We start from the raw sequence: 15,168 nt of genomic DNA, 5'->3' as shown, positions 1-15,168 counted from the left end.
AAACGTTATCATTTTAAGTATGGTCTCCGTGGATTACGGCAGCGATTGCTCAGTCAGTAAAGGCGGGTAGCGCCGTGGCCGGGGGGACTGCGAGATACTTGAGGAAAGGGCATGAGAATACTGATCGTCGAAGATGACAGCAGCGTAAGCTATTGGCTTACCAGCAAATTACAGGCTTGCGGACACCACTGCACCTTGGTGAATAACGGTCAGGATGCGCTTGACGCAGTCTCTCGCGAAGCATTCGACGTCATGGTGTTAGACCGCATGCTACCTATCGTGGATGGCATGCAGGTTCTGGAGCATCTTCAGCACCGACGACATCCCCCGATTCTTGTGTTGTCGGCTTTGGATCAGCCCGATGATAGGGTTGCCGGGCTTCGTGCCGGTGCTGACGACTACCTGGGTAAGCCATTTCATTTCAGTGAACTCTTGGCGCGCATTGATGTGCTGGGGCGGCGTGCCGGTCTGGCCGAGACGCACGCGCAAATGCTTAACCTTGAAGACCTGAGCATGGATGTCGTGAGTCGAGAGGTGCGTCGCAATGGGCAATTGCTGGATTTGACTGATAAAGAGTTCAAGCTGCTGCAAGTGCTGATGGAGCATAGTGGGCAGGTTGTAACACGCTCCATGTTGCTGCAAAGGGTGTGGGGCTACGAATTCGATCCTCAGACCAATCTGATCGATGTTCACATGTCCAAGCTGCGAGCCAAGCTGGACAAGCGCTTCGGGCTTCCGCTGCTGCGTACCATTCGATCGGTGGGATATGCCTTGGGCTAACGCTGCACGCGCGGCACCGGGAGCGCGGTGGCGGACCTTGCAGACACCGCTGATGGCGGGACACGTGCGTCAGGCTATCGCGACTGCCTATGTGTTTTTATTGGTGAGTTTGCTGACCATGGCCTGTGGGGCGGCTTTGATCGAAAGCGTAATGGTCAGCCATGTGCGGGAGCTCGTGCTGGGTGTTATGCAGTCGCAGGCGGCTGCCGGCGCGCAAAGCCTGGAAGAGGCAGAGGCTGCTTTGTGGCGCGATCGCCTTGCTCAGCGAACCGAGCGCGTGACGCTCTTGGTAGATGCGCAGGGCCAGGTGCATTACGGTCAGCCGGGTATATGGCAAGCGCTGGGCTGCGAGCCGGCAAGCTGCCATGGATGGCATCGAGTGCAATGGCGAGACGATCAGCTTGCTCATCACCGCATGGAGTTGCAAGGTTTGGCTGTGCCCTTGGCCGACGGCAGTGTGATTTTTGAAGCCTATGATGTATTGCCCATGCTGGAGCGGGTTCGAGTATTGCCCCTGATAGCGGGGGCGGGCTTGTTTGTGGTGGTGCTGCTTAGCATTGCGACCAGCATGCGATACGGTGCGCGCAGCTTGGCAAGAATAGAAGACATCCGCCAAGCTTTGCGTGCCTATGCCGCAGGGGACACTGCCAGTCGGGTGTTGATGCGCCACCGAGGCAGAGATGAACTGGAAAGCCTGGCGCTGAGCGTCAACCAAGCTTTGGAACGCATCAATGCGCTGATGGATGAGGTTAAAGATGTCAGTAGTTATATCGCTCACGAGCTTCGTACGCCGCTAACGCGCTTGCACCACCGTTTATGTGCAGTTCAGGATGCCAGCGGCGTATCGGAAGACGTGGGTGAGGAGGTGCGGCAGGCCATTGAAGAGGTCGAGCGCATACAGCGCATGTCTAGCGCAGTGCTTCGTATCGGCGCCATCGAATCCCGACGCTGTCCGCATCAATTCGAACCCGTTCAGGCACGGGCCTTGCTGGGGGATGTTGCGGATTATTTTCAGCCTTTGGCTGAGTTGAACAATGTGCTTCTATCGGTACGTGCGCCTGAGCCTTTAGCCGTTTACGCAGACAAAGCTTTGTTGATGCAAGCGTTATCGAATTTGGTCGATAACGCGCTCAAGTACGCCTGCGTAGGCGGGCAGGTTGAGTTGTTCGCAGAACCATCCGGTCAGGATTGGGTTTTGTTGGGGGTTGCTGACAGAGGGCCTGGAATCTCGCCTGCCTTGCACGATCACGTTCAGATGCGGTTTGTTCGTTTGGGCGCCCAATCAAATCGTGCATCTGGCTATGGCTTGGGGCTGTCGCTGGTGCAAGCCATAGCCAAATTGCACGGCTGCGAGCTCAAGCTAATGAGCAATCCCGGGCGCACCCAGAATGAGCAGAAAGACTTGCGTGGGCTTAAGGCGGTTTTGTCGTTAAAACGCGTCAACTGAAGGTTTCAATCCTCCTTCCTTAAGTATATTTAATGGAACAATTATTGAAATGATACAGAGAATCGTTCGTAATATAGCCTCTGAATAGGCAGCATCAATAATGCCAGTTGCGGTGGCTAAGAAGCTGCCGGTTTTGCTTGGCCCGGTAAGCGGGCGGGTAACGCACACGCGGGAAAACGATTCATGGAAGTATTTCAAATGGCCGGCCACAACCCACGCAAGTGGGTCAAGGTAATCCGTTGCGAAAGCGGAAAGTTAGCCGGGCTAGGAGCGCTCAGCGCCGCCGGCGCGCTGAGCCTGATTGCAGGGGTGGCCCAGGCCGCCGATGCACCCATTCAAAGCGGTCAATTGAGCACTGTCGTCGTGACCGCCACACGCACGGAAAAAGATCTGGCCGACGTACCAATACGTACAGAGGTGGTCACGCGTGAAGAGATAGAGCGCACGCATGCTCGAACGCTGACGCAAGCGCTGGAGAACGTGCCTGGCCTGCAAATACGGGAGATTCACGGAAAGTCGGGCTACGAGTTGTCTTTGCAGGGCCTGAGCAGCGATCAGGTGCTCGTGCTTATCGATGGCCTGCCTATTTCAGCAAGTACGGGCTCGACGGTCGATCTTAGCCAGTATTTGCTGGCCGACGTCGAGCGTATCGAAGTGGTCAAAGGCGCAGCGTCAGCGCAATACGGCAGTTCCGCGATGGGCGGTGTCGTTAATGTCATCACTCGCCCAATACGTAAAGGGTTTCATGCCGATCTGAGCGCTGATATTGGCAGCTACGGTAAACAGAATGATTCCGGGCGTGCCGCTGGAATAGGCAGTACGCATGGCAAGCTAGGTTTAGAAGGGGGCAGTGATACATGGAGGCTGAGGTTGTCAGCCGACGTGCTTGATGACAAAGGCTTTGGGATAGATCCCGATGCCTGGAGTCGTCAGGGGGACAAAATCAAACGCCAGCAATACGCTTTACGCAGCGATTGGATGCCCAGCGCCAGGCAGCGCTACTGGGCGGAGCTGAGCGCCTATCGCGAAGACGACACCCAACACTTTACCTATTATGTGCCGCCCAACTATGTGCCTAGGCTGAAAACCGAGAAAATCGAACGCGATAGAGTGGTGGGTGGCGGAGAGTGGACTTTTGCAAACCAGGCGCGTCTGCAGTTAAGCGGCGTTGCCGAACGGTACAACAGCGACTCGGATACTTTCTCCAATGATTGGTTGATGACTGCCCGTCAAGCAAAACAACGCATGGGGCATGTGACGACTCAGTTCGATTTGCCCACTTGGCGCAAGCAGAACTGGCAATTCGGGGCCGACTACCACTATGAAGATTTAAGTCAGTCCAATAACGGTGTTTCCGAGTTTGCTCAGGGGCGTGTAGATAGACGCACGGTCGAACTCTTTGCCCAGAACGACATCGTTTTCAATGACAACTGGGAATTGGTGCTGGGTTTGCGTTGGCAGGATGACTCCGATTTCGGCACGCATGTGGCGCCCAAGGCCAGCTTGAAGGCGCGCTTGCTGGATGGTCAAGACTGGCAGGGGGTCGTACGGGCTAGTCTGGGCAAAGGCTACCGCGTACCCAACCTGAAAGAGCGTTATTACGTCTTTGACCACAGCCACTTGGGTTACATGGTCAAAGGCAATCCTAATTTGACGCCAGAGTCTTCGGTAAGTGCGCAGTTGGGGTTCAGGCTGGACTGGCGCGAAGATCTGACGCTTGATGTCAACGGCTTCTACAACCGCATCAGCGACCTTATCCAGATAGACGAAGACAACGCCACGCCTGGCGGACCCGGCGTGGTGGTGTATTCGTATCGAAACATCGCGCGTGCGCGCACTCAAGGGGTAGAAACGGGATTGCGTTGGCAAGCGCTGCCGAGCGTGGCTTTCAACCTTGGCTACACCTATACCCAGACCCGCAACCTGGACACCGGCAGCGAGTTGACGCGCCGTCCTCAGCATATGGCGCGTGTGGGCGTGGATTGGTCATTCTTGCCAGACACCACGCTGACTGCTCGTTTGCGCTACCAGAGTCGCGAGTTGATCTCCAGCAGTGAGGCAAATGGCGCTGTTTCCGGGGCTCAAGCCGATGGGGTTTCGCCCGCGTGGACCACTCTGGATCTCGCGCTCAACCATAACTTCAACAAGAGCTGGACTGCGTTTGCGGGTGTGAACAACGTTTTCAACCGACAGCGTGATTTTGCCAATCAGTCTGATTTCGGACCGGTGCGAGGTCGGTTTGTTTACCTGGGTGTGCGTTATCGCTTCAGTGATGCCCCCTGATTTTTCTTGATATGTAGGCATCGTGATTTAAGGAGAACAAAAGATGGCGATGAAATTGAGCCCCTTCGTGGCGGCGTTGGGTGCGGCTTGCTTGCTGGCCGCTTGCGGTGGGGGTGGTGGCGGTGGAGATGACAGCAGCAGTGGCGGCGGTGACAATCCGCCGCCCGTGTCGGCGGATAAATTTACGTCCAAGGACAACAAGCTGGTGCTGCCGCTTGCCGGGGCTGAGGCTGCCGAGCATTGCTTTGACTTGAATAAACCAGGTAACGAGGCGGTGGCTTGCACGTCGGGTGCGTGGGATTTGAAGGTGTCCATGCCTGCAGCGGGCGGTCGCGGGCAGCCGCTGTTTTGGACCAATAGCGGCGACAGCGGCCCCGGCAAAGGCGGTGCCTTGGGCGGGCCATTCGACAGTTCCTGGGCCGACTTGAAGAAAATTGAAGATGCCACGATAGACCCCGAGAGCGGCCAAGCCGTGCCCGATCGTGCCTTCCTGACCGATGGTGTGAGCGGCGCCTTCACGGGAACCAATGCCATCGGTACGGCTGCTTTCGAGTACAACCTGACGGGTGACAATAAACTGCATCCGAATTTCCGCGTTTTCCAGATCACCTTGGATAAGGCTGCGCCGACGGCTGACAATACTTACGCCTTGCAGGTCTTGGGCTATTACGGCGGTCCTGGTGGTGCAACCTCGGGTTATGTCACCGTACGATTGGCCGGTATGGGCAATCTGACTCAATACCAGTCACAAGAAATCAATGCTTCTGCAGCGTGGCAGTATCTGGATTTGAGTACTGGCAACACAGTACCCGAGACGGGCAACTGGCATGTGGCTTTCAATCGCTACAACATCAAGTTGAATCCCGCCAACGCCGGCGTGGGTGCATTGGCGGGCGATGCGCCTGCGGGGCTGTACGACGCGAATGGTGATCCGGTCGTCAGCGCATTCACGGCAGCTAGACCGGATAGCACCAGCGTGCTTGCGCTGTTCACGGGTGCCACATTAAGCCCGGCCAATGCCTACAAAGCCGACTCCAAGGGATCGCCTCTGCAGCCAGCCAGCAAGAGCGAGGGCACTTATCCGAATCTGACGGTCGACTATGGGTGGTATGGCTACACTGCCACGACTCATTTGCTGGCGGCCAAAGATGATCGTGGTGTGTTGATTCGTTCGGGTGAAGGCGATAGCTATATGCGCTTCCGTCTGGAAAGCATAGTCTACGATCCCGTTGGTGATTACAACGGCAAGCAGACGTGGACGATAGAGTACGACCTTCAGCCTGCTTCCGGGTCGTAAGAGCGGTCTTTGTTCTTGAAGCCTTTGATAAGTTTGCTTCATGGTCTGCGCGAGGGGTGGCATAAACGCCGCCCCTCGCGCTTACGTATGCCCGGCGTGATGCGCCTGCGGCCAACGCTGGCGATGCTGGTGCCGGTGCTGTTGGTGGGGTGCATGATGTTGTTTGAGCTGGCTCACTTGGGTTTGACCATTTACTCGGCCGGTGCTGCGTTAGATAGGACCTTGGCTCGCTGGACGCTTGAGCCGCAGTTGATACCGGCACCCGAATCGTTGCCGCAGCAGTTAAGCGAGCAGGTTTCCCAGGCCTTGAGTGGGCGTTTGCCGGCTTCCTCCATTTTGGTTCAAGTGCGGGATTTCACCCCGCAGAAGGGGCAACGCGCAGCGAATAACCGAGCCCGCAGTCTGACGATGGATGTCTATCAGACTTACGTAACGCCTTTGAGCGGTTTGTTTGGCCTGGGAGATGCCTTTCGCTACCGTTATAAGCGCTTCATGGGTCACCCGGCTGCAAGCGCCGCCGCGAATGCCGATGCGTGGGTACCATGCTGTCTGTTGCCGAGCGGCCCGGAGCGTGAATTAAACTCACCTTACTTCTCGTCGGCGCTCTGGGGGGCTGGGGTGGCGCTGTTGGGTGTTTTGGCTTGGTACCTGGGCGTGGGTAGTGCGTCCGTGGCTTTTGTTTTTGTTTTACTGACGGTTTTAGCCGGCGCGCAGGCCGGTGCTTTTGTTGTTGTTACCACTGTTGCAGGCGGCTTTTTGGCTATTTTTCGACTGCCTTACGTCTGGGCTTTACTAATAAGTGTGCTTTGGTGGGTAGCACAGTGAACTGTCATGTTAAACTTTATCGTTTTGCGAACGTGGCGGAATTGGTAGACGCACCAGATTTAGGTTCTGGCGCCGCAAGGTGTGAGAGTTCGAGTCTCTCCGTTCGCACCAAATACTTGCTTGGCAAGCCCGTAAACGGCGGTTGCCAAGCTACATAAAATAGGCCGGTTTGTTCCGGCTTTCCGTTCATTACATTCATATCAGATAGGTTTCCAATGCAGCAGCCCGTGGTTGAAACGTTAACCGGCCTTGAGCGCCGCATCGACCTGGTCTTGTCGGTGGCAGACATCGAAAAAACCGTACAGGCAGAACTGAAGCGCGTGGCGCGCACGGCTAAAGTCCAGGGCTTTCGCCCAGGCAAGGCCCCGATGTCCATCATCGAACGCAGCCATGGCCCCAGCGTGCGCTACGAAGCCATCAACACCGAGTTGGGCAAGGCCTTTGAAAAAGCTGTGGCCGATGCCAAACTGCGTGTGGCAGGTATGCCTAGCATCGAACCCAAAGAAGAAGCTGCCGACAGCGAACTGTCGTTCAGCGCTACTTTCGAGGTTTACCCCGAAATCCAACTTCCCGACCTCGCTGCTCTGCAAGTCAAACGTGCAGAGGCGCAAGTGTCCGACGAAGATATCCAACGCACGCTCGAAATTCTGCGCAAGCAACGCGCCGTGTACGAAGCCAGCGAAGGCCGTGAAGCCCAAGACGGCGACCGTGTCACGCTGGATTTCGCCGGCACCATAGACGGCGTTGCTTTCGATGGCGGCAAAGCCGAAGACTTCCCCTTCCTGCTGGGCGAAGGCCGCATGTTGCCCGAGTTCGAAACAGCCGTGCGTGGCTTGAAAGCTGGCGACACTAACGTGTTCCCCCTGTCTTTCCCTGAAGATTACGCAGGCAAAGAAGTGGCCGGCAAAACAGCCGAGTTCACGATCACCATCAAAGAAGTGGCCGAAGCCCGCTTGCCTGAAGTCGACGCCGAATTTGCCAAGTCGCTCGGCCAAGCCGAAGGCGATGTCGAAAAACTGTTGGCCGACGTGCGCGCCAACATCGAACGTGAAGTTCGTGCACGTACGCGTGCCCGTACCAAAGGCAGCGTCATGGAAGCCCTGCTCGGCGTTGCTACCTTCGACGTGCCCAAGGCCTTGGTCGACAGCGAAGCAGAAGGCCGTGTGGCTGCCGCTCGCGAAGAGCTGAAACAGCGTGGCGTGCCTAATGCTGATACCATGCCCATCCCCGCTGAAGCCTTCACCGAAGAATCTCAACGCCGCGTGCGTCTGGGCTTGTTGGTCTCCGAGCTGATCAGCGACGCCAATCTGCAGGTCAAGCCCGAGCAGGTGCGCGAACGTATCGAAGAACTGGCCCAAAGCTACGAGCAGCCCGCTCAGGTGGTGGCGTATTATCTGTCCGATCGTCAGCGCCGTGCCGAAGTAGAAGCCGTCGTGCTCGAAGACAATGTCGTCGATCACGTGCTCTCTAAAGCACAGGTTGAAGACGAGAAAATCTCCTTCGAAGAAATCATGGGAACTGCCTAATGATGCATCGTTTTACCGACTACTACGCAGCAATGCATGGCGGCCAGTCCGTCACGCCCACCTCTTTGGGCTATGTGCCTATGGTGGTTGAGCAGTCCGGGCGCGGTGAACGCGCCTACGACATCTATTCGCGCCTACTGCGTGAACGCATCATTTTCTTCGTGGGGCCGGTAAACGATCAATCCGCCAATCTCGTGGTGGCGCAGTTGCTGTTCCTCGAATCCGAGAACCCTGACAAAGACATCTCGCTGTACATCAACTCGCCTGGCGGGTCGGTGTATGCCGGCATGGCCATCTACGACACCATGCAGTTCGTCAAACCCGATGTCTCCACTTTGTGCACGGGTTTGGCAGCCAGCATGGGGGCGTTCTTGCTGGCAGCCGGTACCAAGGGCAAACGCTATGCGCTGCCCAATTCGCGCATCATGATTCATCAACCCTCGGGTGGTGCCCAAGGGCAGGCTTCGGATATCCAAATTCAAGCCAAAGAAATTCTGAATCTGCGCGAACAACTCAATGCCATGCTTGCCGAGAACACCGGCCAGCCGGTCGAGCGTATCGCCCTGGACACCGAACGTGATAACTTCATGTCGGCGCGGGATGCGGTATCGTATGGCTTGATTGACAAAATGCTGGTGTCGCGCTCCGACGAGCCCTAAGGCGCTCCCCGGCGGGATACCAGCCTGACTGAACCCTGCCTCTGTGGCAGGTTCTGAAAAAAGAGTGATATGTCCGAAAATATTGGGTCGGCAGACGGCAAGGTACTGCGTTGCTCGTTCTGCAACAAAAACCAACAGGAAGTCCGCAAGCTCATTGCGGGCCCATCGGTATTCATTTGCGATGAGTGCATAGATCTATGTACCGACATCATCCACGAGGAAACCCAACAGGCTGCTCGTGATGCGGTACGCGACGAGCTTCCCACCCCGCACGAGATCAAAGAGTTTCTCGATGGCTATGTCATTGGCCAAGATTCTCCCAAGCGCAGTCTGGCGGTAGCGGTTTACAACCATTACAAGCGCATTCGCTACGGCGATATCAAGGGCGAAGAAGTCGAGCTTTCCAAGAGCAATATTTTGCTTATCGGCCCTACAGGGTCTGGTAAAACCTTGTTGGCTCAAACCTTGGCTCGCATGCTGGATGTGCCCTTCGTCATGGCAGACGCCACCACGCTAACCGAAGCGGGTTATGTGGGTGAGGACGTCGAAAACATCGTCCAGAAGTTGCTGCAAGGCTGCAACTACGATGTCGAAAAAGCCCAGCGAGCCATCATCTATATCGATGAAATCGACAAGATCTCGCGCAAATCCGACAATCCTTCAATTACCCGCGACGTCTCCGGTGAAGGCGTGCAGCAGGCGCTGCTCAAACTCATCGAAGGTACGGTAGCCTCTGTACCCCCGCAAGGTGGGCGCAAGCATCCCAATCAAGACTTTGTTCAGGTCGACACCACCAATATTTTGTTCATTGTTGGCGGCGCATTCGACGGCCTGGAAAAAGTCATTCGGGATCGTACCGAAAAGTCGGGCATAGGTTTCTCGGCCTCGGTCCGTGCAAAATCCGAACGCGGGGTCGGCGAACTCTTCGCAGAGGTCGAGCCCGAAGATCTCATCAAATTTGGGCTGATTCCCGAATTGGTGGGACGCCTACCCGTGGTCACCACCCTGGACGAACTCGACGAATCTGCGCTCGTGCGCATTCTTACCGAACCTAAAAACTCCCTCATCAAGCAGTTCCAGAAACTGTTTGAAATGGAAGGTGTCGAGCTGGAAATCACTGAAGGTGCTTTGCGCGCCATTGCTCAAAGAGCGCTTCAGCGTAGAACCGGGGCGCGTGGCTTGCGATCCATCGTCGAGCAATCCTTGCTGGGCACCATGTTTGATCTGCCCTCTACCACCAACGTCAAGAAGGTGGTGCTCGACGACGACGCAGTGCTTGGTCGTAGCGCGCCACGCCTGGAACGTGCCGAGACGCATGAAGAAGAGGGCGCCTCGGAAGACGAGGCAAGCGAAGCAAAGCCTTCTCGCATGCGAGGGGCGGCCTGAGATTCTCAGTCCCATTGACAGATCCGTTTTCTGGGCAGGTTGCGTATGACGCATCCTGCCCAGTTTCATTAAGCCGTAATTATCCCCACACCCAGAAGGGAAAACCGGCTTCAGCCGTCTGCTGAAAATGTGCGCCGGCTGGGGCATAATGGCTTGAAAAGCCCGTTTTCGCCTTCATATGCAGTCTCAGTACATTTGAACTGCCAAGGGTAATAGGAACGCGGGGTTCCGCTTTGCCCCAGCTGCACTCATCAAGGAAACGACTATGTCTGCGAGCCAGATTCTTTCTACAGCGCCCATGGATTTGCCGCTACTGCCTTTACGTGATGTGGTGGTATTTCCGCACATGGTCATTCCGCTCTTCGTGGGGCGTCCGCGTTCCATCAAGGCGCTTGAAATGGCCATGGAAGCGGGTAACCACGTTATGCTGGTCGCCCAAAAGTCCGCGGGCAAAGACGACCCCGCTGCCGAAGATCTTTACGAAATCGGCTGCGTGGCCAGCATATTGCAAATGCTTAAGCTGCCAGACGGCACGGTAAAGGTTCTAGTTGAAGGCGTGCAGCGTGCACGTATTCAGCAAATCTCCGAAGCTGATTCGCATTTTGTTGCCGTTGTCGAGCCTATCGAGCTCGACGCGGAAAGCAGTGCCGAAACCGAAGCGCTACGCCGCGCAGTGGTGGCGCAGTTCGAGCAATACGTCAAGCTCAACAAAAAAATTCCCCAAGAAATCCTTACCTCATTGGGCGGTATAGACGAAGCTGGTCGTCTGGCTGACACCATCGCGGCTCACCTGCCGCTCAAGCTCGAGAACAAGCAAAAAGTACTCGAGATGACGATCACCTTGCCGCGTCTTGAAAATCTGCTGTCCCAGCTCGAAGCCGAGATCGATATTCTTCAAGTCGAGAAGCGTATTCGTGGCCGAGTCAAAAAACAGATGGAGAAAAGCCAGCGCGACTACTACCTGAACGAACAGGTCAAGGCTATCCAGAAAGAACTGGGTGAGGGTGAAGAAGGCGCCGACATCGAAGAGCTCGAGAAAAAAATCGAAGCGGCTCAGATGCCGAAGGACGCGCGCAAGAAAGTAGATGCCGAGCTCAAGAAACTCAAGCTGATGTCGCCGATGTCGGCTGAAGCCACGGTGGTGCGCAACTATCTGGATACGCTTATTGCGCTGCCATGGCGCAAGAAAAGCCGTGTCAACAACGGTTTGGGCAATGCCGAAGCCGTGCTCGACGCCGACCACTATGGCCTTGAAAAGGTCAAAGAACGCATTGTTGAATATTTGGCGGTGCAGCAGCGCGTCGACAAGCTCAAAGCACCTATCCTGTGCCTTGTGGGCCCTCCCGGCGTGGGTAAAACCTCCTTGGGGCAGTCCATCGCCAAAGCCACGAATCGTAAGTTCGTGCGTATGGCGCTGGGCGGCGTCAGAGACGAAGCCGAGATCCGAGGCCATCGCCGTACCTACATCGGTTCCATGCCCGGCAAAATCCTGCAGAACATGTCCAAGGTGGGTGTGCGTAACCCCTTGTTCTTGCTCGATGAAATCGACAAAATGGGTGCGGATTTCCGCGGCGATCCCTCGTCGGCCTTGCTCGAGGTGCTGGATCCCGAACAAAACCACACTTTCCAAGACCACTACGTCGAGGTCGATTTCGACCTTTCCGACGTGATGTTCGTGGCCACCAGCAACACCCTGAACATCCCTCCGGCGCTTCTCGACCGTATGGAAGTCATCCGCTTGTCGGGTTATACCGAAGACGAAAAAGTTCATATCGCCTTCGACCACCTGATTCCCAAGCTGATGAAGAACAACGGCGTGCGCGAAGGCGAGATGGCCATCGAAGACTCCGCCGTGCGCGATATCGTGCGCTACTACACGCGCGAAGCCGGCGTGCGCTCGCTCGAACGCGAGATCAGCAAGATCTGCCGCAAGGTGATCAAACGCATACTCGAAGCCAATCCGGGGCAGGCGCGCAGGGGCAAGGCCGCCGCAAGCGCCGCGCCTATCGACACGGTGCGCGTCACCGCCGAGAACCTGCATGACTTCCTGGGCGTGCGCCGCTACAACTACGGCATCGCCGAGAAGGAAGACAAGGTCGGCCAGGTGACCGGCCTGGCCTGGACGGAGGTTGGCGGCGATCTGCTGACCATCGAAGTGGCCGACATGCCGGGCAAGGGGCTGGTGCAGCGCACCGGTTCGCTGGGCGACGTCATGAAAGAGTCCGTCGAGGCCGCCCGCACCGTGGTGCGCGCCCGCGCCCAGAAGTGGGGCATCGCCAACCAGGTCTTCGAAAAGCGCGACCTGCACGTGCACTTCCCCGAGGGCGCCACGCCCAAGGACGGCCCTTCGGCGGGTATCGCCATCACCACGGCCATGGTGTCCGCGCTGACCGGCATTCCGGTACGCGCCGACGTTGCCATGACGGGCGAGATCACGCTGCGTGGCGAAGTGCTGCCCATCGGCGGCCTGAAGGAAAAACTGCTGGCGGCGCAGCGCGGCGGCATCAAGACGGTGCTGATACCCGAGGAAAACGTCAAAGACCTGGCGGAGATCCCCGAGAACGTCAAGAACCATCTCGAGATCGTGCCGGTGCGCTGGATCGACCGGGTGCTGGAGATGGCCTTGCAGACCATGCCCGCGCCGCTGTCCGATGAAGAAGTCGCGCGCCTGGCCGCCGAAGCCGTAGCGGCAGCCAAGCCGGCCGAAGGCCAGGCAGGCGACGGCGTCCTCAAGCACTAAGCCAGCAGGCTGCAACTCTGGCAAGCCCCCGCCCTCAGGCGGGGGCTTTTTTTTGCCGCCGGGCCGCTCCCCAGGCAAAAAGCGCCCCCTCGGGGGCAGCAAGCCGCAGGCGCAGCGTGGGGGCCTTTGCGCCGCCGGGGAGTTCGCTACGGACAAGCCGGCAGGATGCGGACGCGCCGTGGGGTGGCTACGCTATCATATGATTTTGGCCAGCCCCAGGGTTCGCGGTATTCGTATGCATAGCGATCAGAATCTTTCCCAGACTGAAAAAGCCGTGCTCGGGCTCAGGGGCCTCATCGTCCAGGGGCAGCTCAAGCCGGGGCAGCGCGTGTTCGAGCAGACGCTGGTGGACTTGCTGGGCGTGTCGCGCACGCCTGCGCGCGCGGCGCTGCAGCGCATCTGCGAAGAAGGCTTCATTGCGCTGGTGCCCAAGCGGGGCTATGTGGTGTCCAGCTTCACCCGCCAGGATGTGTTCGATGCGATTGCCATACGAGGCACGCTGGAAGGCATGGCGGCCAGGCTGGCCGCCGAGAAAGGCCCGCCGCCGCACACCTTGGCGGCCATGCACGAATGCCTGCGCGCCCTGGACCTGGCGCTGGCGGAACCCGACATGGCGGTGCGGCAAAGCGAGTATGCGCGGCTGAACGACAGATTGCATGAGTTGCTGTGCGAGGCGGCGCAAAGCCCCATGATGGAGCGCGCCTTGCAGCGGCTGGCGGCCATCCCGTTTTCGCTCAACAATTCCTTCACCGATGTGCCGGCCTCGGCCGAGCAGCAGGTGGCGGCGATACTGCGCAGCGCGAACGAGCAGCACTACAACCTGGTGGAGGCCATCGAGCAGGGGGAGGGTGCGCGCGCCGAGGCCCTGGCCATCGAGCACTCGCGCTCGACCTGGAAATACCTGATGCTCATGCTGCAGGCCAGTGAGCCGGTGGAACTGCCCGGCGGCTTGCAGGCCGCCTTGCGCGGGCAGTGCGCCTAGGCCGGGAGCAGCGCATGTATGGCCGGGCGTGTTCCGGCCATATGCCATTCAGGGACGGCGGACGTCAGCGCATCGGGCAGGCGGCTGCATAGGCATCCTGGCTTTTCTCGAAAATGACGCCCTGGTTGGACAGCGCCGCTTCGCCCTGGGCATTCTTGATCACGTCGACGCGATAGAACGGCGAGATAGGGAACTGATTGGTGTTGAAGGCGAAGTAGCCTCTGACCGAATCGAAGTCGGCGGCCTTGAGCGCCTCGCGCAGCCTGTCCTTGTCCTGGACCTTGCCCTGGGTGCGCTTGAGCGCCGAAGCGATGAGCCGGGCTGCGTCGTAGGACTGCGCGGCATACAAAGAGGGTTCGCGGCCGTACTTGGCGCGAAAGGCCGGGGCGAAGGCCTGGTTGGCGGCATTGTCCAGGTCGGGCGCATAGGGCGAACTGGTGATGGCGCCCAGCGCGGCGTTCTTCAGCGCGGGCAGGGTGGAGCCATCGATGGACGAGGTAGACACCATGGGTATTTTCGTCATCATGCCGGCCTGCTGGTACTGCTTGGTGAAGTTGACGCCCATGCCGCCCGGATAGAAAGTGTAGATGGCCTCGGGCGCATGCGCCATGACGGTGGTGATCTCCGCGGAGTAATCGGTCTGGTTGATCTGGCTGAGTATCTCGCCCGCCACTTCGCCCTTGAAAGTGCGCTTGAAGCCTTCCAGCGCATCCTTGCCGGCCTGGTAGTTGGGCGCCAGCAGATAGACGCGCTTGATGCCCATGCGGTTCATCAGCTCGCCCGCGGCCTCATGCAACTGGTCGTTGTTCCAGGATGTGGAGAAAAAATAAGGCGAGCAGCCCGCCCCGGCGATGGGCGTGGGGCCGGCGTTGGCGCCGATCAGAAAGGTCTGTGCCGACGTGATGGGACGGTGGACGGCCATCATGACGTTGGAGAACACCACGCCGGTCACGATGTCGACCTGATCGCGCATCAGGAACTGCCGGGCGATCTGTATGCTTTTGTCCGGCTTCATTTCATCGTCCTCCTTGATGATGCTGACTTCGACGCCGCCCAGCCGGCCGTGCTCCTGGTCGACGGCCAGCATGAAGCCGTCGTACTGGTCTATGCCCAGCGCAGCGCCGGGGCCGGAGAAGGTGGAAAGAAACCCTATCTTCACGGGCGCGGCTTGCGCGGCGCCTGCGATCAGGGCGGCGAGAAACAGGTACTTGACGGGACGCATGGAAGGCTCCTGTGAGCGGTG

Annotated in this window: 11 protein-coding genes and 1 tRNA gene; 11 read left to right on the top strand and 1 reads right to left on the bottom strand. The window is 58.0% G+C overall.

Annotation, left to right across the window (positions count from 1 at the left end):
• Positions 1-111: 111 nt before the first annotated feature.
• From H0484_RS06135 to H0484_RS06085, 11 genes are all read left to right on the top strand, one after another.
• Positions 112-780 (top strand): response regulator transcription factor, encoded by a 669-nt coding sequence (locus tag H0484_RS06135; RefSeq protein ID WP_226953651.1) that lies wholly within the window; start codon positions 112-114, stop codon positions 778-780.
• A 37-nt stretch (positions 781-817) separates the two neighbouring features.
• A complete protein-coding gene (locus tag H0484_RS06130) occupies positions 818-2,227 on the top strand; it encodes a sensor histidine kinase (protein ID WP_226953650.1) in 1,410 nt (469 codons plus the stop codon).
• A gap of 183 nt (positions 2,228-2,410) precedes the next feature.
• A complete protein-coding gene (locus H0484_RS06125; protein WP_226953649.1) occupies positions 2,411-4,510 on the top strand; it encodes a TonB-dependent receptor plug domain-containing protein in 2,100 nt (699 codons plus the stop codon).
• A gap of 43 nt (positions 4,511-4,553) precedes the next feature.
• Positions 4,554-5,807 carry an HmuY family protein gene (locus H0484_RS06120; protein ID WP_226953648.1) on the top strand — a complete coding sequence of 418 codons (1,254 nt, stop codon included), beginning with the start codon at positions 4,554-4,556 and terminating at the stop codon, positions 5,805-5,807.
• A 15-nt stretch (positions 5,808-5,822) separates the two neighbouring features.
• Positions 5,823-6,632 carry a hypothetical protein gene (locus H0484_RS06115; protein WP_226953647.1) on the top strand — a complete coding sequence of 270 codons (810 nt, stop codon included), beginning with the start codon at positions 5,823-5,825 and terminating at the stop codon, positions 6,630-6,632.
• A 26-nt stretch (positions 6,633-6,658) separates the two neighbouring features.
• Positions 6,659-6,743, top strand: a tRNA-Leu gene (locus H0484_RS06110).
• 104 nt (positions 6,744-6,847) lie between these two features.
• The gene (gene tig, locus H0484_RS06105) at positions 6,848-8,158 is read left to right on the top strand and encodes a trigger factor (protein ID WP_226953646.1); all 1,311 of its coding nucleotides are present in this window, start codon (positions 6,848-6,850) and stop codon (positions 8,156-8,158) included.
• Between the two features lie 2 nt (positions 8,159-8,160).
• Positions 8,161-8,817: an ATP-dependent Clp endopeptidase proteolytic subunit ClpP gene (gene clpP / locus H0484_RS06100; protein ID WP_226953724.1), complete on the top strand. Its 657-nt coding sequence runs from the start codon at positions 8,161-8,163 to the stop codon at positions 8,815-8,817.
• A gap of 69 nt (positions 8,818-8,886) precedes the next feature.
• Positions 8,887-10,203 carry an ATP-dependent Clp protease ATP-binding subunit ClpX gene (clpX, locus tag H0484_RS06095; protein WP_226953645.1) on the top strand — a complete coding sequence of 439 codons (1,317 nt, stop codon included), beginning with the start codon at positions 8,887-8,889 and terminating at the stop codon, positions 10,201-10,203.
• Between the two features lie 265 nt (positions 10,204-10,468).
• On the top strand, positions 10,469-12,943 hold the full coding sequence (lon, locus tag H0484_RS06090; RefSeq protein ID WP_226953644.1) for an endopeptidase La: 2,475 nt from the start codon (positions 10,469-10,471) through the stop codon (positions 12,941-12,943).
• Between the two features lie 178 nt (positions 12,944-13,121).
• The gene (locus H0484_RS06085; RefSeq protein ID WP_226953643.1) at positions 13,122-13,925 is read left to right on the top strand and encodes a GntR family transcriptional regulator; all 804 of its coding nucleotides are present in this window, start codon (positions 13,122-13,124) and stop codon (positions 13,923-13,925) included.
• 64 nt (positions 13,926-13,989) lie between these two features.
• On the opposite strand, the gene H0484_RS06080 is transcribed toward H0484_RS06085, so the two are convergent.
• Entirely contained in the window at positions 13,990-15,147 is a 1,158-nt protein-coding gene (locus H0484_RS06080) for an ABC transporter substrate-binding protein (protein WP_226953642.1), read from the bottom strand.
• Positions 15,148-15,168 lie beyond the last annotated feature (21 nt).

This window comes from Mesopusillimonas faecipullorum (assembly GCF_020539505.1).
Classification (GTDB): Bacteria; Pseudomonadota; Gammaproteobacteria; order Burkholderiales; family Burkholderiaceae_B; genus Mesopusillimonas; species Mesopusillimonas faecipullorum.
The sequence above is the reverse complement of the archived record's forward strand: the minus strand, read 5'-3'. Positions and strand labels throughout refer to the sequence as shown.